The 25,257-nt window shown below is 68.7% G+C and carries 4 protein-coding genes; all 4 read left to right on the forward strand.

Annotated elements, in window-relative coordinates; translation table 11 throughout:
* Positions 1 to 548: 548 nt before the first annotated feature.
* Genes H4O13_05745 through H4O13_05760 form a run of 4 tightly spaced genes read left to right on the forward strand, consistent with a single transcriptional unit; the run spans position 549 to position 25,256 of the window.
* Positions 549 to 14,081: a beta-propeller fold lactonase family protein gene (locus tag H4O13_05745; GenBank protein ID MBE5314891.1), complete on the forward strand. Its 13,533-nt coding sequence runs from the start codon at positions 549 to 551 to the stop codon at positions 14,079 to 14,081.
* A complete protein-coding gene (locus tag H4O13_05750) occupies positions 14,078 to 15,109 on the forward strand; it encodes a peptidyl-prolyl cis-trans isomerase (protein ID MBE5314892.1) in 1,032 nt (343 codons plus the stop codon). The genes H4O13_05745 and H4O13_05750 overlap by 4 nt, the downstream gene beginning before the upstream one ends.
* Positions 15,106 to 16,848, forward strand: a complete 1,743-nt coding sequence (locus H4O13_05755; protein MBE5314893.1) for a hypothetical protein — start codon at positions 15,106 to 15,108, stop codon at positions 16,846 to 16,848. The genes H4O13_05750 and H4O13_05755 overlap by 4 nt, the downstream gene beginning before the upstream one ends.
* 8 nt (positions 16,849 to 16,856) lie before the next feature.
* Entirely contained in the window at positions 16,857 to 25,256 is an 8,400-nt protein-coding gene (locus H4O13_05760; GenBank protein MBE5314894.1) for a hypothetical protein, read from the forward strand.
* Position 25,257 lies beyond the last annotated feature (1 nt).

A 25,257-nucleotide genomic window follows, 5' to 3' on the forward strand; every position in this document is an offset into this window, starting at 1 on the left:
CGTGGCCCGGAGCGGACGAGCAGGTCTCCGGGGGAAAGTGGTCCATGTTCAAGCGGGTGCGAAGACGGGATCAGCGCCTTGCGTCACCCGCGGCCTCCAGGGCAAGGCCGAGCAAGAGTTCGGCTCGCGAGTCCGCATCGACACGCGGCGCGACGGACAAAGCATGCGCGCGCTTGTACGTTGGGTTCGCGTGGGGTATTGCAATTCGTGCGTGATAGGCAGCACACTTTTCAACAGCGAGATTATTCATCCGTGTTGCGACGCGGGCGCCTTATCGCGGCGCCTCGCTCGCCATCGCGCTGTCATGAGCACCCTTCATCTTCGCGAGGGGCAGACGACATCGCCCACGGGGCGTTCACCCTCCTCGAATCTGGGGGGATCGGAACAGGCAGCGAAAACTCTCTGAGGGGGCTCGGCAGGTTTTCGCGCTTTGGGCGGCAAAGGGGGAGTGTCGTGAGGCGACGACTCCGGGGGATGGGCGTGCCGCGCCCATCGGATGCATTCCGCGCGCCGAGCCTTTCGCCGGCGCACAACGCAGGATTTCGCCCGTGGCTCAGCCAGAGCGCTCCATCCTTTACGCTGCTCGTCGTTGGGCGGCTCTCGCCTTGCTGGCTTGGGCTGCGCCCGTGTGGGCCCAGGCCGACCTGGGAGACTCGGTCTTCAGCGGTCCGACCACCTACACCCCTGGCAACGCCGCCGCTTCCACCTACACACTGGTGGTGAACAACCGCGGCAATGCGGCCAACACGCCGACCATCACCACCAGCTTTCCGCCCGGGGTCACCCTCACCTGGACCTGCAGCGCCGTTGGCGCGGGCAGCAGCTGTGCGAACTCCAGTGGCAACGGCAACCTCAACCGCAGCGCGGATGTCGTGGGCGCACGCGCCAGCAGCACAGATGGCGAGCTGAGTTACACGATCACCGCCCGCTATGCCTCATCGATGACCGCGAGCCCGCTGGTGGTGCCGGCGGTAGTGACGCCCGGAGGTGGAAGCCCGCTGAACCTGTCGGCCAGCAGCACGCGCAACCTGCGTAGCGACCTGTCGGTAGTGAAGACGGCTTCGGCCACCACCTACAGCGCGCCGACCAGCCTGAGCTACACGGTAGTCGTCGCCAACACCGGCCCCAGCGATGTGACCGCTGCCACCTTGACCGATACCGCGCCTGCAGGCGCCAGCTTTGGCACGCGCAGCTGCACCGCGTCGGGCGGCGCGACCTGCCCCGCAGCCGGCAGCGGCAACCTCAACCTGGACCTCGATATTCCGGCCGGGGGCAGCCTCAGCTTCGGCATTCCCGCCAGCATCGCCGCCGGGATTCAGTCCGACCCGCTGACCAATACGGCGAGCATCGCCGCCCCCGCGGGCACTACGGATCCGACCCCAGGCAACAACAGCGGCGGCGCCAGTCTCGCCTTGGTGAAGGCCGATCTGGCCGTGGTGTTCGTGCCGGCGTCGCCGGTCGGCAACCCCAGCGCCACCTACACGCCGGGTAGCACTGGCAACACCCTGGACATTCGCGTCACCAACAACGGCAATTTCGCGAGCACAGGGTCGCGGCTGAGCGTGACCCTGCCGCCGCAGGTCAATGCGGCGACGCTGTCCTGCGTGGCGCTGGGCAGCTGCACGGCGGACTCCGGCACGGGTACGCTGGCCGTGGACCTGGGTAGCCTGGCCAGCGGCACCAGTCTCACTGCACGGCTGAGCCTCGACTACCCCAGCGATGCAAGCGCCAGCAGCATCGACATCGCCGCAGCGATCGCTGGCAACCAGCCGGATCTGGTCACGGGCAACAACAGCAGCACCTGGCGCGCCAGCCTGCGTCGGCAGGTGCGGATCGGTCTCAGCAAGACCAGCTCGTCCGCCGCGCTCAATCCTGGCGGAGCGCTGACCTACGACATCACCGTGACCAATCTTGGCCCGAGCGATGTGGGCAATGTCGAGGGCGACACCGGGATCCTGCTGAGCGACACCTTGTCAGGCCAGCTCGGCCGCAACCTAGCCGCCGGCGCCTGCAGCAACAATGGCCAGACCACGCCCTGCTGGCGCTATTGTCCGGACGACGGCGGCAGCGTCTCCTCGCTGACGCCGGAGTCCTGCACGGTCGAGCTGATCGAGGGCGATGGTTCTTTCGCCGACCAGGGGTTCCTGCTGCGCGCCGGCAGCAGCAGCACGCTCAAGGTCTTCGCCACGGTCGGAGCCAACGCCAGAGGCAGTCTGCTCAACGATGCGCTGGCGCGGGTCCAGTCCGGGCTGGGGGTCAGCGACCAGAGCGAGGGCAACTGTGCGTTGAGCGGCTCGAACACGGTCTGCGCCCGCAGCACGGTGGACGTGCAGGCCAGCACCGACATCGAGGTGACGGTCAGCGATGGTGCGACGTCTGCCGTACCGGGTGTGGATCACGCCTATACCGTTGTGGTGCGAAACAACGGCACCCTGACCGCGAACAACGTCAATCTGCAGACTGCGCTTCCCATCCTCGCAAACGATGGCGACGCGGGTTTTGTGGCGGGTAGCGCGCGCTGGCAGTGTCGCGCTTTCGACGGGGCGTGCTGCACGACCAACAGCAGCGTCTGCGGCACGACCGGGCCGACCCCAGCCATCAGCGCCGCCAGCATCAACGAGGGCGTCGATCTGCCGCCACAGTCGCGGGTCGAGTTCAGCCTGAGCGGACGCCTCGACCCCAGCGCGTTGGGCACGCTCGCAGTCAGCGCCGAAGCGGCGACGCCAGCTGGCCTGATCGACAGCGTCCCGGCCAACAACCTGCGCAGCGATGCCGACACTGTGTTGGTGCCTAGCGCCGATCTCAGTGTCAGCAAGGTGCTGGACGGGGTCGAGCCGAGCAGTGGAGCTGCCAACGGCGCTCCGTTCACCCTCGACTACCGCATTCAGGTCAGCAATGCGGGGCCCAGCGTGGCGCGCGCCGCGACCTTGACGGATGACCTGGGGAGCCTGCTGCTGGACAGCAGCACCGGCGTCTGGAACTGCAGCGTGGTGGAAGCGGCCGGCCTGACCGGCTGCGTCGCGCCTGGTAGCGGCACGGGTCCGATAAGCCAAGGGCTTCGGCTGGATCCGGGCGGTGTGGTGCAGATCGATCTGAGTGTGAGAACCACGGCAATCGCCAGCGGCGAGGTGGTCAACACGGCGTCGGTCACGTCGGCGGCCGGCAGCGCCTCGGCCACTGCCGTGTCGGGCCTTACCGGCGTCTCGGCGCTGTCGATCGCACTCACCGATGGTCGCAGCGAGGCTATTCCCGGTACGCCCACCAGCTATTCGATCCGGGTCCGCAACGATGGGCCTGACGACGCCTTCGGCGCAGGTGTGTCCGCGCTGTTCCCGTCCTCGCTGGAAAACGTGTCCTGGAGCTGTTCGGCGATCACCCCGATCCCGGGCGACCTGAGCTTCGGCAACTTCGGCGGGCTGCAGAACCAGAAAGCGGTCGCGTTGGCTATGAGCGAAAGCGGTGAGCAGGTCTACCTCGCGCTGCCGGAGTTGAACGCGATCCAGGTGATCGCACGCAATGCCGTGCCCGGGCAGGGCTTTGGTGAGCTCAGCGTGCTCGAGACCGAAACCAATGGCGCCAACGACCCCGGCGACAGCGGCGCGGCGGTGGCTGGACTGCTCAATCCCATCGATCTCAGCCTCAGCCCCGACGGCTCGCTGCTGGTCGTGCTCACGCGGCCGGCCAGCGGGCCGACTCTGCCGTCCCTGGTCAGCTTCACTCGGGTCAGCAATCCAGCCGATCCGGCCTTTGGTCGCCTGTCCTATGCCGGAACTCTCGCCACCGGCGTGCCAGCGCAGGCGCGGCGCATCGTGTCCAGCGCCACGCATGTCTACGTCAGCGGCAGCAGCCCGGCGGCGGTGAGCGTGTTCCGCCGTGATCCGGCCAGCGGCCTGCCGATTCACGAAATCCTGCACACCGGGGCCGTGCCGGCCGGTGCCTCGGCGCTGGCCCTCGATCGCAGTCGCTCGCGCCTGTTCGTGGCGGGCAGCGGCGGTGAGATCGTGCAGTACGCGCTCAACACGGATGCCGCCAGTGGCCCGCTGGGTCGCCTGAGCGCCCAGGGGCCGGCCTTCAGCACCGGTCTGGCCGGCATCGTCGATCTGGCGGTGGTGCCGGCCAATCAAACGCTGTACGCGGCCTCGGCGACCTCGGCACGGCTCGATCTTCTCGGCTACTCGGACGCAGGCTTGACGGCGTCGGCGAGCTACACCCGCAGCGCCATCGCTCCGCCGGGCTCGGCGGATGACCCGTTGGCGGGTGACGGTCGCCTCGCGATCGCACCGGACGGTGAACATCTCTACCGCGTGTCCGCAAGCGCCAGCAGTCTGGTGGGCTTCCGCCGCGACACCCTGAGCGGCAGGCTCAGCGAGGGGCGCGTGCTCTACAACACGCCGTCCACGCCGGGGCTGACTGCAGCGCGTGCCGTGGCGGTCAGCGGCGACGGCCGTCACGTGCTGGTCGCCAATGCTTTCGGCAACAGCCGACCGCTTCATGCGTATGCGCGGCGCGCGCCGGATCCGCTGTTCGCCTTCCTGGAACAGGACCGTGACGGCGTCGCCGGCGCGGCTGGCCTGCTGTCGCCGGCCGACCTCGCCGTCAGCCCCGACGGTCGCCATCTGTACGCGGTCAGCCTGCAGGATGGCGCGCTCAGCGTGTTCGAGCGCTTCAGCCGTCGCGGCGTCGACGGCGCCACCCAGGGCGATCATCTGGAGTTTCGTGCGCGCTACGTCGACGGTGCGAACGGGGGTGTGGGTGGCCTTGACCGCGCCAGCCGCGTCCTGGTCAGCCCGGATGGACGCAACGTCTTCGTCACCAGCGAGGATCGCAACACCCTGACCGTGTTCGAGCGCAACGTCAGTGAGGCGCCCGCCAGTGGCTTCGGCCAGCTCACGTACGTCACCCGCTTCAGCGATGGGGTCGGCGGTGTCGATGGTCTGCTGGGTGCCCAGGGCATGGCGATGGACCCCGACGGCCGGCATTTATACGTGTCCGGAAGCTTCGAGGCGGCGATCGCGATCTTCGCGCGCGACCCGACCACCCGAGCGCTGACCTACCAGGGCCAGGTGCGCAACGGCAGCGCTGGCGTCAGCGGGCTATCGGGCATCCGCGATCTGCTGGTCAGCCGCGATGGCCGTCAGCTGCTCGGCGTGGGCTCGATCTCCAACGCCGTGGTCGTGTTCAACCGCGACCGTTCGCTGGTGCCCGGCCAAGGCGGCCGCCTGAGCTTCGTGCAGGCGTTGGAGCTTGAGACCGGCGCGCGCCTGATGTCGCTGGCGATGCCGCAGGGGTCGCTGCCGACCGACGGCGAGCACGTCTACGTGGTGGGCCAGACCAGCTCGCGCCTGTTCGTACTGCGCCGGAACACCGATGTCACCAGCCCCGGCTTCGGCCGCCTGACGCGGGCCTTCGAGTACAGCCGGAACCAGCCGGGCCTGTCGAGGATGAACGGCCCGCGCGATGTGCAGGTCAGCGCCGACGGGCGGCGCGTTTATGTCGCAGCCCAGTTCGGCCACAGCGTGCTGGTCTTCGATCGCGACCTCAATCGCAGCGGCGCCGGCTACGGCGGGCTGAGCCGACTTGAGACGCGCAGCGACGGGCTGGAGGGTGTCGATGGGCTCAACGACGTCTACGCGGTCGCACTGAGTCCGGACTCCCGCAACGTGTACGCCGCCGGCTTCGGTGATCGCGCGATCGCTTCGTTTGCGGTGGGCTCAGGCTCCAGCTGCAGCGCGGGCGGCAGCGGCGATATCGATGATCGCGTCAACCTCGGCGTGGGCGGCACCCTCGAGTACACCGTTCAAGCCAGGATCCGCGCCGGCGCGACCGGCACGCTCGATACCACCGCGGCCGTTGAAGCGCCGGCGCGCTTCAATGATCCGAACGCGCTCGACAACGTCGCCGAAGACGCCACCGCACTCACCCCGCGCGGCGATCTCGCAGTCAGCAAGACCAATGACCGCGTCTCGGTGGTCGGCGGCGAAACCGTCCGCTACGAGGTGGTGGTGCGCAACGCCGGCCCCAGCCATCTGCGGCACACGCCCTCATCGGTGGTGCAGATCAACGATCGGCTCAGCGCGCTTCCGGGCTTCCAGCCGGGCTCGGTCAGCTGGACCTGCACCGCCGCCGGCTCTGGCGCGCTCGATTTCACCGCGGCCTACGCCAACAACGCTGCCGGCGAGCCTGGCCTGGGCGGCGTTGCCGGCCTGGCCCTGGTGCCCGACAGCGACGGTGCAGGCCCGCTGCCGGCCTATCTGGCGGCAGTGAGCGTGCTCGACAGCCGCTTGCTGCTGTTCCGCCGCGATGCGATCGACGGCCGCCTCCAGCTCGCGACCAGCGTGGCCCAGGGCCAGAACTTGGGCGGCAGCCCGGTCAGCGCACTGCTGGGAGCGCGCTCGCTGGCGGTAAGCGCCGACAGCCGCTTCCTGTACGTGGCAAGCCGCGAATCCGACAGCCTGAGTGTCTTCGAGCTCAGCCACAGCGGCAGCGCGCCGGTGCTGGCTCTGCGGCAGACGCTGCAGGGCGTGGTCGGGCTGGATCAGGCGCTGCATGTGGTGCTCAGCGCCGACGGTGCGCACCTCTATGTGGCCGGCGCCAACGATGCCGCCGTCGCCGTGTTCAGCCGGAACGCGGCGAGCGGTCAGCTGAGCTACGTCGAAAGCGAACGCGAAGGGGTCGACGACGCTGGCGATGCTGGCGCTGCGGTGTCGGGGCTGATCGATGTCGAGTTCCTTGTCGTGAGCCCGGACGGCAGGCACCTGTACGCGCTCTCCGGTGCCTCCGGCAGCGTGGCCTTGTTTGACCGCGACAGCAGCAGCGGACGCCTCAGCTTCCGCGGCGTGCGGGGTGCAGCCCAGTTCGGTCTTCCCACCGACGGTGCGTCCGGTGCTGCCTTCGATCCTGAGGGCCGGCACCTGTATCTGGCTGCGACGGGTGCCAACCGACTGCTGGTGCTGAACCGCGACACGGATGCGCAGAGCGGCGGCTTCGGTCAGCTCACTCTCGGCTCCAGCCTGCAGCAGGGCGTGGCGGAGGTGCAGGGCCTGCAGGGCCCGCGGCGGGTCGCGCTCAGCAGCGACGGCCTGCATGTGTACGTCACCGCCCAGGCCGGCGGCAGCGTGGCCTGGTTCGTTCGCGATTCGAGCAATGGAGCGCTGCGCTTTCTCGGCCTGCGTGCATCCGGTTCGGGCGGTGTGGAAGGCCTCGAGGGCGCGACCGGGCTGGTCGTCGACAGCGCGCGCAACCACGTCTACGTTGCCGGCAGCCTCGCGCCCGGCGCCGATGGCGCGCTTGCAGGCGGCCTGGCGGCGTTCCGCCGCGAAGCCGACAGCGCGTGCCCGGCCAGCGGCACCGGTGATCTGGTGGACGTGCCGATCAGCGTGGCCTCCGGCGGCAGCGTGAGCTTCCAGATCGAAGCTCGCGTAAGCAGCGGCATCGCCGTGGGCAGCAGTCTGACCAATACGGTCACGCTGACTGCGCCGCAGGACACCACGCCGGAAAACAACTCAGCCGCCGACACCGACGTGGTGGCCTTGGTGGCTGATCTCGCGATCCGCAAGGACGACGGCCTCGCCGAATTCGACGGCTTGGCCGGCGCGGTCGCGGTGACAGGCGACGCCCGCCGCCTGTTCGTCGCCGGGCCCGCCGACAACGCGATCGGCGTGTTCCGTCGCATCGAGGCGCCCGGCCAGGCGCAGAACGGCGAGCTGCGCTTCGTCAGCGTCCTGCGCAGCGGCGTGGGCGCGGTGACTGGCCTTGGCGGTGTGTCCGGCGTGCTGGCGAGCCCGGACGGGGCCCACGTCTACGCGGTCAGCCCGATCGAGAACACCGTCGTGGTGTTCCGGCGCCGCCCGGCGCCGGTCGAGCTGGAGTTTGTCGAGGTCGAACAGAACGGCGTGTTCGGCGTCAGCGGTCTCGCGGGTGCGAGTGCACTGGCGCTGAGCGCCGACGGCCGACACCTCTATGTCGCCGGCAGCTTTGCGAATGCCATCGCGGTGTTCGCGCGCTCGGTCGACAGCGGTTCCGCCGATTACGGGCGCCTGAGCTATCAGGGTCTGCTGCAGAACGGCGTCGGCGGTGTTGACGGCATCGCCGGCATCAATGCGCTGGCGGTATCGCCTGACGGCAGGCACGTGTACGCCCTCGGCGCCGCCAGCAGCACGCTGGCGGTGTTCGCGCGCAATCCCAACGCCGGCAGCGCCGGCTTCGGCCAGCTCAGCTACCTGCGACGCTACGTCAACGGTCAGGACGGCATCGGTGGCCTGGGCGGCATGGTCGGCCTCGCCATCAGCGCCGATGGCGCGCGGGTGTTTGCCGCCGGCGGGCTGAGCGGTGGTCTGGTGAGCTTCAATCGCAGCAGCGCCGACGGCGCGCTGAGCGTGGCCGGCATCGCCCGCGAAGGCATCGAAGGCGCGCAGGGCCTGATCGGCGCCCGTGGCATCCGTCTCAGCGGCGATGGACAGCACCTCTACGTCGCCAGCGGCAGCGGCGGCGGCAGCCTGGCGCACTACCGCATCAGCGGAACTGCAGCGCCGGTTTTCGCCGGCATCGTCCGCGCCGGCGACGCCGCCCCGCCGAGCGGTGGCCAAGTGCTGGGCCTCGACGGCGCCGCCGATCTGCACATTTCCGCCGACGGCACCCACGTCTATGCGGTGGGCTCGCTGGACAGCGCCATCAGCAGCTTCAACCGCAGCCTCAATGCCGATCCCGCGCTGTCGACCGGTGCCCTCGACTACCGCGAGAGCCTGTTCGACGGCCTCGGTGGCGTGGCGCCAGGCGAGTCCGTGAGCTATGTCATCCAGGTCGACAACCTGGGGCCGAGCGCGGTCAGCCAGGCGCGTGTGGTCGACACCTTCCCGCCCGAGTTCAGCGCCGTCACCTGGAGCTGCAGCTCCAGCGGAGGCGCCACCTGTCCGCTCGGCGGCAACGGCAACATTGATGTCATCACCCAGCTTCCGGTCGGTGGCCAGGTGGTGTTCACCGCCACCGGCGTGGTTGGCCAAAGCGCCACCGGACGCCTGGTCAACACGGCGAGCGTGTCAGCCGCGGGGGCGGTGGATCCCAACGAGCTGAACAACCGCTCGACCGATGACAACACGGTGCTGTCGCCGGCCTCGGATCTCGTTGTCACGGTGGATGACGACAGTGCCACCGCCCTGCCTGGGGGACGCGTCGACTATCGGGTCGATATCCGCAACCTGGGCCCGTCCTATGGCGTCGGCATTGGTGTCTCCGACACCGCGCCCGCCGCGCTGTACGCGCGCGCCTGGACCTGCGAAGCCTTCCCCAAGGCCGGTGCGCTGGATCTGCGGCAAAGCTTCGCCGGCAACCTGGACAGCTATACGGCCATCGTGCCCGCCGGCTTCGGCCGACAGGCCTACGTCAGCGGCAGCCTGGGCGGCGTCGGTGCGGTGGCTCTGCTCAGTCGGGACCCGCTGACCGGCAGCTTGTCCCTGCCGGTGCTGCCGAACGGTGTCGAGGCGGTACAGGTGAACGAACAGAACGGTGTGCGCGGGATCGGCGGCGCCGCCGACCTGCTGCTCTCCAACGACGAGCGCTTTGTGTACGTGGCCGGGCGCAGTTCCGACTCGGTGGCCGTGTTCAGCCGCGATGCCGGCAACGGCAGCCTGAGCTTCAAGGCGCGCTACCAGGACGGCGAACTCGGTATCGACGGCATCGGTGGCGCGCATCGCCTGCGGATGAGCCCCGACGGTCGCTTCCTGTATGTGGCGGGCAGCGCCGAGAGCGCGATCGCCGTGTTCAATGTCGACGCCAGCACCGGTCTGCTCAGTCCCGCCAGCATCCTGCGCCAGGGCGTCGGCGGCGTGGATGGGCTGAACGACATCCGCGACCTGCAGTTCAGCGCCAACGCCGGCCACCTGCTGGTGGCGGCGGGCAGCAACCAGTCGCTGGCGGCGTTCGCCCGCAATGCCAGCACCGGTGCGCTCAGCCCGTTCGCCCTGGTCCAGGATTTCGAGCTTCCCCAGCGCCTGCTGATCGACCCGCGCGCACTGCGCTTCGCCGGCGACACCGTGTGGGTGGCGGGCGGCCAGAGCAACAGCGTTGCCGGCTTTGTCTTCGATCCGCAGCGGACGCCCGCACTGCGCCTGTCGAAGGTGATCCGTGAGGGCGAGCCCGGCATCAGCGGCCTCGTCAGGCCCGATGCCCTGCAGTTCGAGGCCGACCAGTCGCGCCTCTACGTGGGTGCCGCTGGACGCCTGTTCCTGTTCAGCCTGCAGCCGGATCAGCCGCAGCTGCTCGACAGCTACAGCGCGCAGCCGCCGCTGGGCGGAGGGCTGAGCCTGGTCAGCGCGTCGGATCGCCAGCAGCTGTACAGCGCTAGCGCCGGCGCCGGTGGTCTGGGCGTGTGGGCGCGCGCTCGCGGTTCGCGCTGCCCGCTGGCCGGCAGCGGCCCGATCGGCGAAGTCAACGTCGACATCGAGGCCTCGGGGCGGGTCGAGTTCAGCGTCGGTGGCCGGATCTATCCCAACGCTCTGGGCAGGCTCGACTACACCGTGCGAGCGACCCCGCGGATCGCGGCCCAGGAGCTGAACCCGCCCGATAACGTCGACACCGACTCCGATCTGCTGCAGCCCGAGCCGGATCTGTCGGCGACGAAGACGGATGGCCTGAGCGAGGTGGTGGCCGGTTTGCCCCTGACCTACACCATCGATCTGGCGAATGCCGGCGTGTCCGATGCGCTGCAGGCGCGACTGTTCGACCCGCTGCCGATCTTCCCGGCGGCCAATGCCGGTCTGGTGGCGGGCGAGGGCAGCTGGACCTGCAGCGCCAATCTGCCGGTGCAGGATCTGCTGCGCCTGACGCCTGCGGACGCGACTGCGATTGCCGGCATCGGCGCCAGCCAGCGCTCGGCCGACGGTCGGCGCCTGTACGTCGTCAACGCCAGCCTAGGCGCGCTGCTCGTGTTCCCGCTGAATGCGCAGGGCCTGCCCGGCACGCCCGAGGTGATCGCCGACGGTGCCACCTTGGGCAACACTACCGTGGCCGGGCTTGCCGGCGCCTCGATGGTGGCCCTCTCTCCGGATGATCGGCACATCTATGTGACCGGCAGCAGCGCCAACAGCCTGGTGATGCTCCGGTACGACCCGAGCAGTGGCGCCCACAGCTTCGGCCAGCGGCTGCAGTCCGGCGTCAACGGCGTCGCTGGCCTGCAGGGCGCGGCCGACGTGCATCTTGGCGTCGACGGGCGCTTCGTCTTCGTGGCCTCGTCCAGCTCCCACGCGATCGCCGTGTTCAGCCGCAGCGCGGAGAGCGGCGAGCTCGCCTTTGTCGAACGCGTCGCCGATGGCCTCGGCACGATCGTGCCCGATAGCAACGTGATCCGCGGCGTGCGCCGCTTGGCGCTGTCGGCCGACGGCAGTCGCCTGTATGCCGCAGCGAGTCTGTCGCAGGCGGTCAGCAGCTTCGACATTGGCGGTGATGGGCGGCTGCAGTTCCGCGGCCGACTGCGTCAGGACCAGCCGGGCATGGCGGCGCTCGCCGGTGCGCGCGCGCTCGTCCTGACGCCGGGCGACGGCCAGCTTTACGTGCTGGGCAGCCAGGCGATCAGCCGGCTGAGCCCACAGGCCGACGGCCGCCTGGTCGCGCAAGCGGTGGTCTCCAGCATTCCCGAGCTGGCGACGACGCGAGATATCAGACTCGACGCCACCGGCTCCCGCCTGTACCTCGCCGACAGCGCCGGCGCGCTCTTCGTGTTCGCTCGCGACTGGGCGGACGGCGGGCTGGATCTGCGCTACCGCCTGCCGCCCGCGGCGGCCGTCAGCGGCACGCCGGAGGTCAGCCTGGGGGCGATCGACAGCGCCGGTCGCCTGTACCTCAGCGAGGCGGCAGGTCGGCTCGGCGTGCTGCGCCAGCGGGCGCTGTCGCGCTGCCTCGATCGGCAGACCGATCCCGACCGCATCGACGGCAGGCTGGATCTTGGTGTGGATGGCAGCGCGCGCTACCAGTACGCGGTGCGCGTGCATCCCGGCGCACGCGGCGTGCTGACCAATATCGCGACGGTGAGCCCGGGCGAGGGCATCGATCCGGCGCTGGAGAACAACGAGGGCAGCGACCTCACCCGCATCCGCGCGGTGTCGGATCTGTCGGTCAGAAAAACCGGGCCTGCGCAGGCGGTGGCGGGCTCGCGCCTCAGCTACGTGATCGAAGTCGGCAACGCCGGGCCCAGCGACGCGCTCGGCATGCAGGTGATCGACGTGTTGCCGGGCGCGCTCAGCGGGGCGACCTGGACCTGCGTGGCCAGCGCCGGTTCGAGCTGCCCGGCCGCCGGCAGCGGCAGCCTGGCGATGACCGGCACAGTGCGGGTCGGCGGCACGCTCCGCATCGAGATCGACGCGCCGATCGTCTCCAGCTACCTGGGCGCGCTGGTCAACACGGTCAGCCTGGTGCTGGAGCCCGATGCCACCGACCCCGACCTCGCCAACAACACGGCCAGCGCCAGCAGCGACGTCATCGCCGTCGCAGACGTCGCGGTCGGCAAAACCAACAGCGTCAGCACTGTCACCGCGGGTGCGCGCACCCTGTATGCAATCTCGATCAACAATCGGGGCCCCAGCGATGCGCCGCAGGTGCGCGTGCGTGACCTGCTGCCGGCGCAGCTTCGCGACGGTCAATGGACCTGCCGCATGCAGGGCGCCGGCAGCTGTCCGGCCAGCGGCAGCGGCAGCATCGATCAGGTGGTCGCGGTCGCGGCCGGTGCGAGCGCGGTGTTCGAGCTCGACGTGCAGGTGGCTCCGGAGGCGCGCGGCAGCGTCGCCAACACGGCCGCAGCGCAGGTGCAGGGCGCCGCGACCGATCCGCAGGGGGCCAATGACAGCGCCACCGACACCGATACGATCAGCGTGCGGCATGACCTTGCGGTGGATCTGGTCGATCCGCTCGACCCCTTCGATTCCAGCGGATCGACTGCGCTGCCCTATCTGGTGCAGGTCGACAACTTCGGCCCTTCGGATGCGGTCGGCGTCAATCTGCGGTTGGGCTTCTCGTCCGCGGTGCAGCCGCAGCTGGGCCTGTCCTGCGTGCCGGCGGGCGCCAACGAAATCGACTGCGACCTTGGCACGCTGCGCGCCGGCAGCAGTCGCGTGCTGGATGCGAGGTTGCTGCAGCTTCCGGCCCCGCCGGCGACGCTGACTGTCGTCGCCTCGATCGGTGGCGGCGATGGCCAGGATGCGCAGCAGTCCAACAACAACGCGGTCGAGCAGACCACGCTGGTGGCCGGGATCGACCTGCAGGTCGGCATCGGTAACGGCGTCGATGCGATCCAGCCGGGCAACCGGACGACCTACACCGTGCTGGTCTCCAACATCGGCTCGGTCACGGCCCCGTCGGTGCAGGTCGCGGTGCCGCTCGCTGCCGGCCTGATTGACGCCAGCTGGACCTGTAGCGGTCAGGCCGGCGCCACCTGTGCGCCTTCCGGCACCGGCGGCATCAGCCAGTCGCTCAGCCTCGCGCGCGGCCAGTCGGTGCGCTTTGCGCTCAGTGCGCGTCTGGATCCGCAGACCGATCCCTCCGTCGTCGCACTGCTGACCCAGACCGCCAGCGCGCTGCCGACGGCGCCGGCAAGCGATATCAACCCCAGCAACAACACGGCCGTCGATGAGGACGTCATCCAGTTCATCGTGTTCCGCGATGGCTTCGAGGCCCCCGGCGCGACAAGGCCTACGGCGGGAGCGATGTTCTCGCTCGCTGCTGCATGCAGTGGGCTGCGGATCGACGCTGCCTCGCCGCTGCTGGCCGGCATCACGACCGAGGCCCGCCAACGGGTGCTGCTGAGCGCGCCCGATCGCGGCGGGCGCATGCTCGCGCAGTTGGAAGTGCTGCAGGCATCCAGCGGCCGCTGGTTGCGCCTGCGCAGCGCGCAGCAGCCCGGCGAATGGCTGCCCTGGAAGGCGCGCTTTGCGCGCCTGCACACCGCAGAGGCGGGTCTGCGCCTGGATGCCGGCCCGAGCGCGACGCAGCGCATTGCCGCGATCCCGGGCGCGCGCGACTGGTGGCCGAGCGCCGGCGTGGATGTTCTGGCCTTCAATCCTTGCGACGGCGAAGTCGCCGATGGAGATTCCCGATGAGCGCGTCATCCTCGCGTCGCCGCACGCCCACGTTCATGCTGCCCATCGCCATGCTCGCCGCGGGTCTGGCCGGCGGCTGGTCTCTGCGCGGTCCGGCGCCCGAGCCCACCGCGCTCGCAGGCCCGCCGGCGCAGTGGGTGGCGCAGGTGGAGGGCGACTACATCAGCGCCGAAATGTTCGTCGAGGAAATGCGCCGACGCGGTGGCAGCCAACCGGGCCAGTACCAGGACCTGCAGCAGAAGCGCGCGCTGCTCGACGACATGGTGCTCAAGCAGGCCCTGGTGCAGGCAGCGCGCGAGGAGGGCATCGACCAGGATCCCGAGATCCGTCGCGCGGTCGATCAGCTGCTGGCCAACCAGTACCTGCAGCGCAGCCTGCGCCAGCGCCAGGCCGCGATTCGCATCAGCGAGGAGGAGGTGCAGGCGCGCTATGCCGCGGCCGCCGCCGACTATGCGGTGCCGGCGCGCCGACGGCTGGCGCTGATCCGCTTCGCGCTGCCGGCGAACCCCGGCGTCGACGACTGGCGCGCGGCCGAGCGCCGCGCCGCCGAGGCGCTGGACAAGGCACAGCAGCTGCCCGCGTCGGTGCCACATTTCGGAGCCGTCGCAAACGCCTACTCGGAAGACCCCGAAAGCCGCTGGCGCGGAGGGCTCGTCGGTTGGATCGCTGACGCTGCCCCGGCAGAGGAAGCCAGCAGCCTCGACCCTGCCGTGCTTGCCGCCGCGCGCGCGCTGCCCGCGCCCGGCGCTTTCAGCGGACCGGTGCGCGGCGCGGATGCGGTGTATGTCCTCCGCCTCGTTGACGTCGATGCAGGCCGCAGCCGCAGCTACGAGGAGCTGGCCGATGGCATTCGCCAGGGCCTGCAGCAACAGCGTCTGGCCGAGATGGAGCACGAGTTCCGCGAGGAGCTGCTGGGGCGCGTGCGCACGGTCGTGCGCGACGAGGCGCTGGCCGCGATTGATCCCCTTTCTCCGCCGGCCCCTGCAGAGCCCCTGCAGCCGCCGGCTCTGCCCGGTGACCGCGGATGAGCGCCCACACCCTGAGCCTTGCTTCGATCCGCCTGTGCCTGCTGCTCCTGCTGCTGTTTGCCGGCGCCAGTCGCGCCGCCGAGCTTGAGCAGACCATCGAGCTGCGGCCGGGCTGGAACGCCATCCACATCGAGCTGGAACCGGTCGACGCGTCGATCGCCAGCGTCTTCGCCGGCTTGCCCGTCGCCAGCGTCTGGCGCTATCGACCCGACCCCGACGGCGCGCAGTTCATCCGCGATCCGGCCGAGGGGCTGGAGAACGTCGACGGCTGGTTCGCGTGGTTTCCTGAGCCGCGTCCGGAGTCCTTCCTGACCAACCTGTTCTCGATCGATGGCAACGCCGCCTACCTGGTGCGCCTGGAGGGCAGCACCAGCCGCAACCTGGTGATCCGCGGCACGCCGCGCTTCCGCCCCACGCGCTGGACGGCGAATGCATTCACCCTGACCGGGCTGCCGGTCGCCGCCAGCAATCGGCCGAGCTTCGCCGACTTCTTTGCTTCCTCCGAGGCGCACCAGGGTCAGCCTGTCTATGCGCTCAGCGCAGCGGGCCAATGGCAGCGCGTCAGCAGCCCCGCCTCGACGCTGATCGAGCCGGGTCGGGCCTACTGGATCTACACCGACGGAAGTTCGCGCTACCAGGGCCGGCTGCACGTCGTGCTGGATCAGGGCGAGTCGCTGGAGTACTCGGCAGCACTCGACGAGATCCGGCTGGTGCTGCGCAATTTCAGCGGCCTGCCGGGCAGTTTCCAGCTGCGCCGGATCGGCGGCGGCGGGATGCCGCTTGCTTTCCTCAACGAGGATGAGGAGACCGGCGAGACCGGCTGGCCGGATCTGCAGCAAACGCTGGTGGTGGATGCGCCAGCGGGCAGGGACGTGTTCGTCACCCTGGGCGTGCGGCGCACCCGGTTCAGCGCCGACCGCATGGACGAAGTTCTGGAGATTACCGACGAGCTGGGCCAACGCGTGCTGCTGGCCGCTGGCGGCAACACGGTGCAGCCGGTTGCGTTCCGCCGTTCGGCCACCGCCGGCACGCCGGCTGCGGCCGGTTACGCTGGCCTGTGGGTCGGCGATGTCGAGATTCGTGCCGTCAGCGAGGCCCAGCGCGGCGGCAGCGAGCCGCGTCCGGTGGTGCGGCCGTTCCGTCAGCGCGTGCTGATCCATGTCGATGCCGGCGGCACTGCGCGACTGCTGAAGGATGTGATCCAGATGTGGCAGGACGGCACCCGTCGGCCCAGCGCGATCAACCCGGCCTTCAACGAGGTCGACCAGCCGGGTCGGCACGTGCTGATCACCGATCCCAATCTGGTCAGCCTCTACACCGGCCCGGTCAACCGCGACGGGCAACCAGTGGGACTGCGCTTCTCGACCGTCGCCTACGACTTCGCTGGCAACGAGATCGAGCTGGACGGCGACTTCGGGCCGGGCAGCGAGGTGGGCGGCAGCCTGGTGATCGCCTCGAACCTGCCGACCAACCCGTTCCTGCATCGCTACCACCCCGATCACGACAACCTGGATCCGCAGTTCCTCAACACCGCGGAAGAGGCCTACCAGATTGTTCGCAACATGCGCTTCCGCTTCGTCGCCGAAGACCCCGAAGGGCGCAACCCACCGGGCTGGGGCGACACCCTGGTCGGCGGCGACTTCACCGAGTCGATCACCGGCCTGCACAAGAACCCGATCTTCCTTTCCGGCCAGTTCCGGCTGCGGCGCGCCTCCGCAGTGACGGTGCTGAACCAATGAGTACCGCCATGAACGCCCGTATCGAGCCCGTTCTTTGTGCGCACGCGGCAGGGACAACGGACCTGAGCGCAGGCCACTTCGGACACCGCAGCCGGCAAGGCATCCGCGCCTGCCTGCTCGCGGCCAGCCTGCTGCTGCCGGCCCTGCCTGCGGCCGCCCAGTGGCCCATGGGCATCCCCGCCACCGGTGACGTCGAAGTCACTGCGATCGCCAATGCGAGCAACGGCGACACCATCGTCGCCGGCCAGTATTCCGGGCTGCTCGAATACGGCGGCCAGTCGCTGGCCTCGGAAGGCCTGGAGGACATCTTCATCGCCCGCGTGAGAGCGGGAGGGCAGGTCGTGTGGGTGCGCCGCGCCGGTGGGCCTTCGATCGACACGGTGCGCGCGATCAGCCTGGATGCGGCCAACAACGTATTCATCGTCGGCGGTTTCTTCGGCTCCGCCCGCTTCGGCGGCAGCGATCTCGGCGCACCTGGCGCCACCGATCGCGACGGCTACGTCGCCAAGCTGGATTTCGACGGCAGCTGGCGCTGGGCGCGCAAGATGGGCGGCGCCGGCAATGACGAGACCAGCGGTGCTGCGACCCTGCCGGGCGACAACACCCAGATTCCGCCGGTCACCGAGTCGGTGGCGGTCACGGGACGATACGTCTGCACGGCCAGCTTCGGATCGACCACCCTCAACGCCCCCAGCTGCCCAGAGGGTGGCTCTGACCTCTTCGTCGCACGATTGAGCACGAACGGTGATTGGCTGTGGGCGCGCAGCCGCGGGGGAGCGGCCTCAGGCACCGATCGTGCAACCCACATGCTGGCGGATGCCGACAACCGGCTGTTCGTCATCGGCCAGGGGGCAGGCGGGTCGCAATCGACTCTGACCTCCAGCAACTTCAACGACGGATCGCTCCAGGGCTGGACCCCCTCCGACCCCAATCGAGGCGCGGTCAGCCCCACCAGCGGCACGCTGGATGGCTCACCCTATTCGTTCTTCAACGGCACCAACACCCTGGTATTGCGTGGCGGTGGTGTCAATGTCGCCGGCCCGATCTTCGATACCAGCGGAGCGGATGCGATCGAGGTGTCGCTGGACCTCCTGCGCGGATTCTCCAACGATGCCCGCTTGTACACGCGGGTCACCGAACAACCTGATCCCGGCGAAGACATCTTCGTCGACTACCTCGGGGTCGACGGGCAGTGGCGCACCCTTCTTCAGCGCAACAGCGGCTTCGTGGGGCCGCAGAATCTCGCCCTGACGATTACCGATCCGCGCGCCCTGCATCCGGGTTTCCGGCTTCGCTTCAACATGCCTGGCGGTTCTGGCAGCCCCAGTCCGGGCGCTTACTTCGACTGGTGGCACATCGACAACGTCCAGATCCGCGCGCGGCCGCGGGTCGCCTTCGTGCTGCCCGTGAGCAATGTCATCGGCGATTCGCCGACCCTGGGTTCCGCTCAACAGCTGCCCGCCGGGCTGGTGCCCTCGGGCATGGCCATCGATCGCAGTCGCCGACGTCTGCTGCTGACCGGCAGCCACAGCGGCAGCGGTGCGCCGAACCAATGCGCGCCGCCCACTGGCGCGGGCGCCTTCGTGGCCAGCTTCGACATCGGCGGATTGAGCGCGAACTGCGTCTGGGCGCGTTTCGTGCGCGGCGCGATCGGCGGAGGCGTCAGCGTCGATCCGCAGGGCAGGGTGTACTTCACCGGCGCGTTCAGCGGGCCGACGACCTTCTTCACCGATCCCGGCGGACGCGGCAGCCTGGACTCGCAGGGCGCCGCCAGCGATGTGTACATCGCCGCGGTCGACAGCAGCGGCGGCTGGCAGTGGGTGACCGGTGGCGACCGCTCTGATGCCGAAACCCGCCTGCCGTCCTTCGCGGGCGGCGGCGGCGCCGATCGCGGTCGGGTCATCAGCAACAGCGGCGGCGGCAGCCTCTACGTCGGAGGCAGCTTCGAGGGTATCGCCCGCTTCGGTCCGCAGGATCAGCTGATCGCGCAGGGGCGCGACGGGTTCCTGTTGAACCTGGGCGACGACGGCCGCTTCTTCGAGGAGGAGCGCTGGCTCGCCGGGCAGCCGCTGGTGCCGCCACCGAACGCCAAGGTCGACGACGTGACCTATCGCCCCGAGTTCGCCGTGGACGGCGCGCCGTTCGATGCCATCGGCAACAAGATTTTCTACTGGGCCGCCCCGGGTGCGCCTGGCTCGGGGCGCTTGGCGCGGCTGATCCCACTGCAGCCCTTCGGCCGCATCGAAGTGCGCTGGCGCGTGCAGGGCGATGACCTGACCTCGACGCGCCGGATCAGCAGCCTGGGTGTGGTCGGTTGGCCGATCGCCTCCTGCACCCAGGCGATTGGCGTCGGCTGCGTGCAGGACCATGTCGTCGGTGCCCCGGTGCAGGCGGAGCCTGCTGCCGGCAACTACAAGGTGCTGGAGCTGGTCACCCCGGGCACGGGATCCAGCGGCGCCACCTACGCAGCGGGACAGTTCAACGCGACCCGCAGCGGCTTTGCCAGCCTGATCTACGTCAACGGCCCGAGCATCGATCCACTGCAGTTCCCGGTGGAAGTCGAGGTGGTGCGCTCGCAGCCGTACTCGACGGTGCCGCTGTTCAGCGACAACGTGCCCGCGCAGATCGGCGAGGCGCTGGTCGACAGCTATCACAACGAGCCTGGCACCACCGGTTTCGTGATCAATGAGCACGCCTTCTACGACGGCGTGGGTCAGGACGCCGCCTACAACCGGGCGGCGCGCACCGGCGCCATCATCCCGGTCAACCGTTATGCCGTTGGCCGCGGCCAGGACCAGGGGCGCGAGCTCGCCGTGGCTTGGTACCACGCCAAGTCGCGCGGTGTGTACTGGCCCGAGAAGGCCGTCCGCTACCAGCCCTATTGGCCGTTCGACCCGGACCGCATCGTCATCGCCAGCCAGCAAGGCGGCGAGAACCTGGGCCAGGCGCCGCTGGATCCGCAGCTGTTTGCGTCGGCGCGGATCTACATCCAGAACGACTTCGGCCTGCCGGGCTACAACCCCAACGACGAGCACGCCTTCACCGCGCCCTCGCAGACCGGCACCGGCTTCGAGGCCGTGTTCGCGCTGCGTTCGGATTTCGGCAGCGCGCTGCCCGGGGATACCACAGCAGCCTCCGACCCCTATGTGCTGGTCAAGTACTTCCATACCGCCAGCGGAAGGTGGCGCTTCCGCGTTTTCCGCGTGCAGGCGACCGGCGCCGGCTTCAACCAGTTCCGCTTTGCCGGCACGGCCGGCACCACGGTGTCGCCGCCGTATCCCGTGCGTCTGCTGCCCGGCTGTGCGCAGACCTACGTGGTCGGCCAAGCCGTCGGCGAGCAGCCGCCACCGCCGTTCTTCCAGGACTACAAGAACCAGCTGTGGGCGAAGTCGGCCGGCAGTGGCAGCGTGCGCTACTTCTATCCCGCCCAGGCCGGCTTCTTCACCGACCTCAACAACAACGACACCAACGACATCGCTACCGGAATCTGCGTCCCCTGGCTCGCGCGGCTGCCGGTCGCCGAGGGCGGCACCAGTTCGCCGGTCGAGCCGGTGCAGGTGGACTACGACATCGCCTGGCCAGAACAGGTGCCTCTGCTGATCAGCGGCGAGACCCTGCTGACGCCCAAGCGCGGCCTGCCGGACATCCTCAACCAGGCGGCGGTCGAGGTCGTCTATGACGACATCCAGGCGACGCGATCGAATCCTCTGCCGAGCGACACCCTGGCGCAGCTGATCGATCCGCTGAACCCGCGGTTTGTGATCCTGCCGGCGATCCCGTCCGCGGTGGCCAAGGAGTTCCAGACCGACGGCACCGAGGCCATCCTGGGCTCCAGTGACGGCGCGCTGAAGCTGCCGGTGTCGATCGGCAGCCGCCTGCGCTACGAGCCGCTCAACCGGCGGCTGGTGTTCAAGGGCAGCGCCGATTACAGCCGGGCAGGGGATCCCTTCCTGCTGCTCAACGTGCTGTCCAAGCGCGATCGGGTCACCCTGAAGCGGCTGGATGGCGGCGACGGAAGCGAGCAGTCTGGCTTCACCGGCGCCTGTGCCACCGCGGCGGCCAACTGCAGCTGGGACCAGGCGATCGAGGCCCTGTTCCGCAAGAGTCGCAATCCGCAAGGCATCACCCGGGTCTGCACCAGTTCGCGGATCGGCGAGAACCGCCAGCGCATCTGCGACAGCTCTCGTGCGGTGACGCCCGATGACGTGCTGATCGGCTACAAGGACAGCAACAACGACGGCATCCTCGAGCCGTTCCAGGCGGTGGGCGTGCAGCCCGCGCTGACGGCAGGCCTTTCGCAGGGCTCGGGCTACATGACCGTGGCCTTCAACAATGATCCCGCACTCAACCCCTTGCCGGTCAGCCTTGAGGTGATCGAGGTCGGCTGCCTGCGCAACCCCCCGCCACCTGCCACCGCCACCCTGGTCGCGCCCTACCAGGGCCAGATCAATGTGATTTCGCCGCCGAACGTCTTCGACGAGCAGCTGGTGCTGCGCCACAGCGGTGACTTCGGCGGCAATGTCGATGCCCTCGACTTCGAGTGGTTCTTCCGGCCCGACACCAGCGGTGTACCGCCCACCGTGCTGCCCAGCCCGGAAACCGGCCAGCTCAACGGCTGGATCCAGTTCTCCGTTCCGAATCCGCAGGGTGCGGTCGAGATCAGCATCGAAGGCGCCAACATCCAGACCCTCTCCGACAACTGGTACCTGGCGCGCTACCGCGGTCTGCCCGGCTGCAACAACGCCAGCCAGTGGAGCCTTTGGGCGGGCCAACCCGGTGCCACCCCGCAGCAGCCGCGTGCGCAGCTGGCCGAAGGCTGGGTGAAGCGCGTGCTCGGCCGGCTCAACCCCTTCGAGGCGCGGGTTCAAAACTTCGCGCAGGCGGCAACCAACAACTACGCCAGCATGCTGGTGCAGCTCGGCCAGCGCTACGAAGGGCCGATCGCGCTCAACAACGACCCGAACAACCTCAACCAGATCGGGCTGATCGAGGCCTACACCACGGTCATGCGCCGCGCCCTTCAGCTGTCGGTCGATTCCTCGCCGCCGGTGGACTATGGGCCGGCCAATTCGGCGGTGCTGCTGGTGGCCTCGCGACTCGTCGACTTCTACACCTTGCTCGGCAACGAGGCCTATGCCGATGCGCAGGACCCGACCATCGGCATCACCACCAGCTCGGGCACTTTCTCGCTGGCGCCAGCGATCTTCAATTTCCAGAATCAGCTGCCGTCGCTGCTGGAGGAAGAACTGATCCTGCTGCGCGGTCGTGACAACAGCCTTGGCCCGGTGGCTGCGCGGCCCGTCTACAACCGGCTGTTCTGGAACTTCACCACCGGCCAGGGCGAGGTGGCCTACGCGCTGTCGTACAACATCACCGACCAGAACGCCGATGGCATCATCAACGAGCAGGATGCGCGCAAGCTGTTCCCGCAGGGGCACGGCGACGCCTGGGGCCACTACCTGACGGCGGCCAAGACCTATTACAGCCTGCTGCGGCATCCGTTCTTCTCGTGGAACCCGCAGGCTGAAGCCGTGCTGGTCGCAGGCGTGCCGATCGCCGTCGATTTTCTCGACGAGCGCCAGTTCGCGCTGACCGCCGCCGCCAAGGCGCGAGTCGGCGCCGAAGTCGTCGACCTCACCTACCGCGCGGCCTACACCGAGAACCCCGACGGCCAGTGGCAGGGCTATGCGGACACCCGCCCCGAGCGCGCCTGGGGCCTGTCGGAGTGGGGCCGTCGCGCCGGCATGGCGTCTTACTTCGACTGGGTCACGGTCAACGCCATCCTGCCGGAAGTCGATAACGACCCGAACAAGGTGGGCATTCAGAAAATCGACCGCACCACCATCTCCGAGCTGACCGAGATCATCGGCCATTACGGCAACATCCAGGCGCAGGTCGACAAGGCCGATGCCGGCTTGAATCCGCTGGGTCTGGCCAAGAACGTGGTGCCGTTCGACATCGATCCGGCGCAGCTGCAGGACGCCAACAAGACCCAGTTCGAACAGGTCTACGACCGCGCTCTGCGTGCCTTGCAGAACGTCGTCAACGTCTGGGACTACGCCAACCAGTTGAACAACCAGATGCGCCGCAACCAGAACGAGGTGGATGACATCCGCCGCGATTCCACCGCGCAGGAAACCGACTTCGCCAACCGATTGATCGAGATCTTCGGCTATCCCTACGCCGATGACATCGGGCCGGGTGCAACCTACCCGGCGGGCTACAACGGCGCCGACATCTACCACTACATGATGGTCGACGTGCCGCAGCTGGCCGGCACGTCCTTCGATTTCGACATCGATCCGAACAACCCGCCCACCAGCGGTCAGAGCATCGACGACCTCGGCATCACCCGGATCAAGCGCTTCACGGCGACCTACTCGCCGAGCCCGAACGGCATGAACTTCTTCAACCTGAAGCCGATCCCGCCAGGGCAGCCCGATACCACCGGTGCCAACGGTCAGTCCTGCCGCAATCAACCCCTGAGCGTGGGCTGCCCGCTCGGCAACCTCGACACGAGCACGCCGCTGGAAGTGGAATACACGACCATCGAGTCGCCCGACTTCGGCTTCTGGTTCACCAAGCCGCCGGAGTGGACCGGACAGCGGCGGGCCCCGGGGCGGCTACAGCAGACCCTGCACCAGATGGTCCAGGCGCGCGTGGCGCTCAAGCAGGCGCTGCTCGAGTACGACCTGCTGCGGCAGGAGATCGAAGGGGCGGCCGATACGCTGCGTGCGACCTTCGACATCGAAGAGCGCAACATCAACATCCTGATCAACCAGCGCAGCGAGTTGAAAGCACTCACCGCGACCACCGCGGCGATGAGCGCGGCGGCGACCGTCGCACGCCGGATCGGCGACTTCGCCGACTTCACGTTCGAGGACACCGCTGAATGTCTGCCCGAAGTGTTCATCGCCGGCCTGGCCGCAGGCGGCGACATGACTTCGGGCATCCGCTGCGGCATCAAGCAGGCCGGCAACGGCGTCAAGCTGGGCCTCGACACGGTGGCGGATGGTCTCGACATCATCGGCACCGCCACCGAAGCGGCCAAAGAGGACGTCACCGAGCTGGCGGGCCTGAACACGGCCATTAACAATGCCAACCTCAACCTGTTCAATTCGCTGGGTGAGGTGGACACGCTGATCCGCAGGGAGCCGATCCTGCGCGCCGAAGTGTACGCACGCACGGAAGCCATCAAGCAGCTGCTCGGCGACTACCAGGCGACTCTGGCCGAAGGTCTCCGTGTCATGGACAGCATGATCGCCTTCCGCCGCAACGGCGCCGCCGAAATCCAGCAGTACCGCTACCAGGACATGGCCTTCCGCATCTTCCGCAACGATGCCCTGCAGAAGTACCGGGCCGCGTTCGACCTGGCTGCACGCTACGTGTATCTGGCAGCCGCCGCGTATGACTACGACACCAATCTTCTGGGCGCCAACCAGCAGGCGGGTCAGGCCTTCCTGACCCGGATCGTGCGTGAGCGCAGCATCGGTCAGGTGCTGAACGGCACGCCGGTGGCGGGAACCACCGGCCTTGCCGGCGTGATGGCGCAGATGAGTCTCAACTTCGATGTTCTGAAAGGCCAGATGGGCTTCAACAACCCGCAGGTCGAGACCAATCGATTCTCGCTGCGGCGCGAGCTGTTCCGGATTCCCGAAGGGCCGGAGGGCGACGAGGCCTGGCGGGCCAAGCTGGAGTCCTTCAAGGTGGATGATCTCTGGCGGGTGCCTGAGTTCAGGCGCTACGCGCGGCCGTTTGCGCCAGAGTCGGCGGGACCGCAGCCGGGCCTGGTCATCGAGTTCACGACCAATGTCAGCTTCGGGCTGAACTTCTTCGGCTGGGCCCTTGGGCCGCAGGACAGCAGCTACGACTCCAGCCAGTTCAGCACGCGCATCCGCTCGGTCGGGGCCTGGTTTGGCAACTATGCGAATCTGCCGCTGGCCGATGACCCGCGCGTGTACCTGTTCCCGGTCGGCGCCGACGTGCTGCGCTCGCCTTCGGCCAACGATTTCGCCGTCCGCGAATGGCAGGTGGTCGACCAGGCGGTTCCGGTGCCGTTCCCGATCAACAGCCAGGAGCTGACCGACTACGACTGGCTGCCGGTGGCCGACACCCTGTCCGAAAGCAGCACCGAGATACGCCGCTACGGGCGCTTCCGCGCCTTCCACTTCGCCGAGCCCTTCGATGATTCGCAGGTCACCTCAGACAGCCGCCTGATTGGCCGCTCGGTGTGGAATCGCCGCTGGCTGATGATCATCCCGGGTGGAACGTTCCTGAACGATCCGGTCGACGGCCTCGACACCTTCATCCAGGGCCCGCGGATTCCGGGCGGCAGTGGCCAGCGCGACGGTCGGGGTGTCAATGACATCCGGATCTTCTTCAAGACCTATGCCTACTCGGGGAACTGAC

The organism is Lysobacterales bacterium, from assembly GCA_014946745.1.
Classification (GTDB): domain Bacteria; phylum Pseudomonadota; class Gammaproteobacteria; order Xanthomonadales; family Xanthomonadaceae; genus Aquimonas.

Excerpts from the sequence above, each read along its gene's own strand:
- H4O13_05750 (MBE5314892.1), top strand. The coding sequence starts at position 14,078 with ATGAGCGCGTCATCCTCGCGTCGCCGCACGCCCACGTTCATGCTGCCC.
- H4O13_05755 (MBE5314893.1), top strand. The coding sequence starts at position 15,106 with ATGAGCGCCCACACCCTGAGCCTTGCTTCGATCCGCCTGTGCCTGCTG.
- H4O13_05760 (MBE5314894.1), top strand. The coding sequence starts at position 16,857 with ATGAACGCCCGTATCGAGCCCGTTCTTTGTGCGCACGCGGCAGGGACA.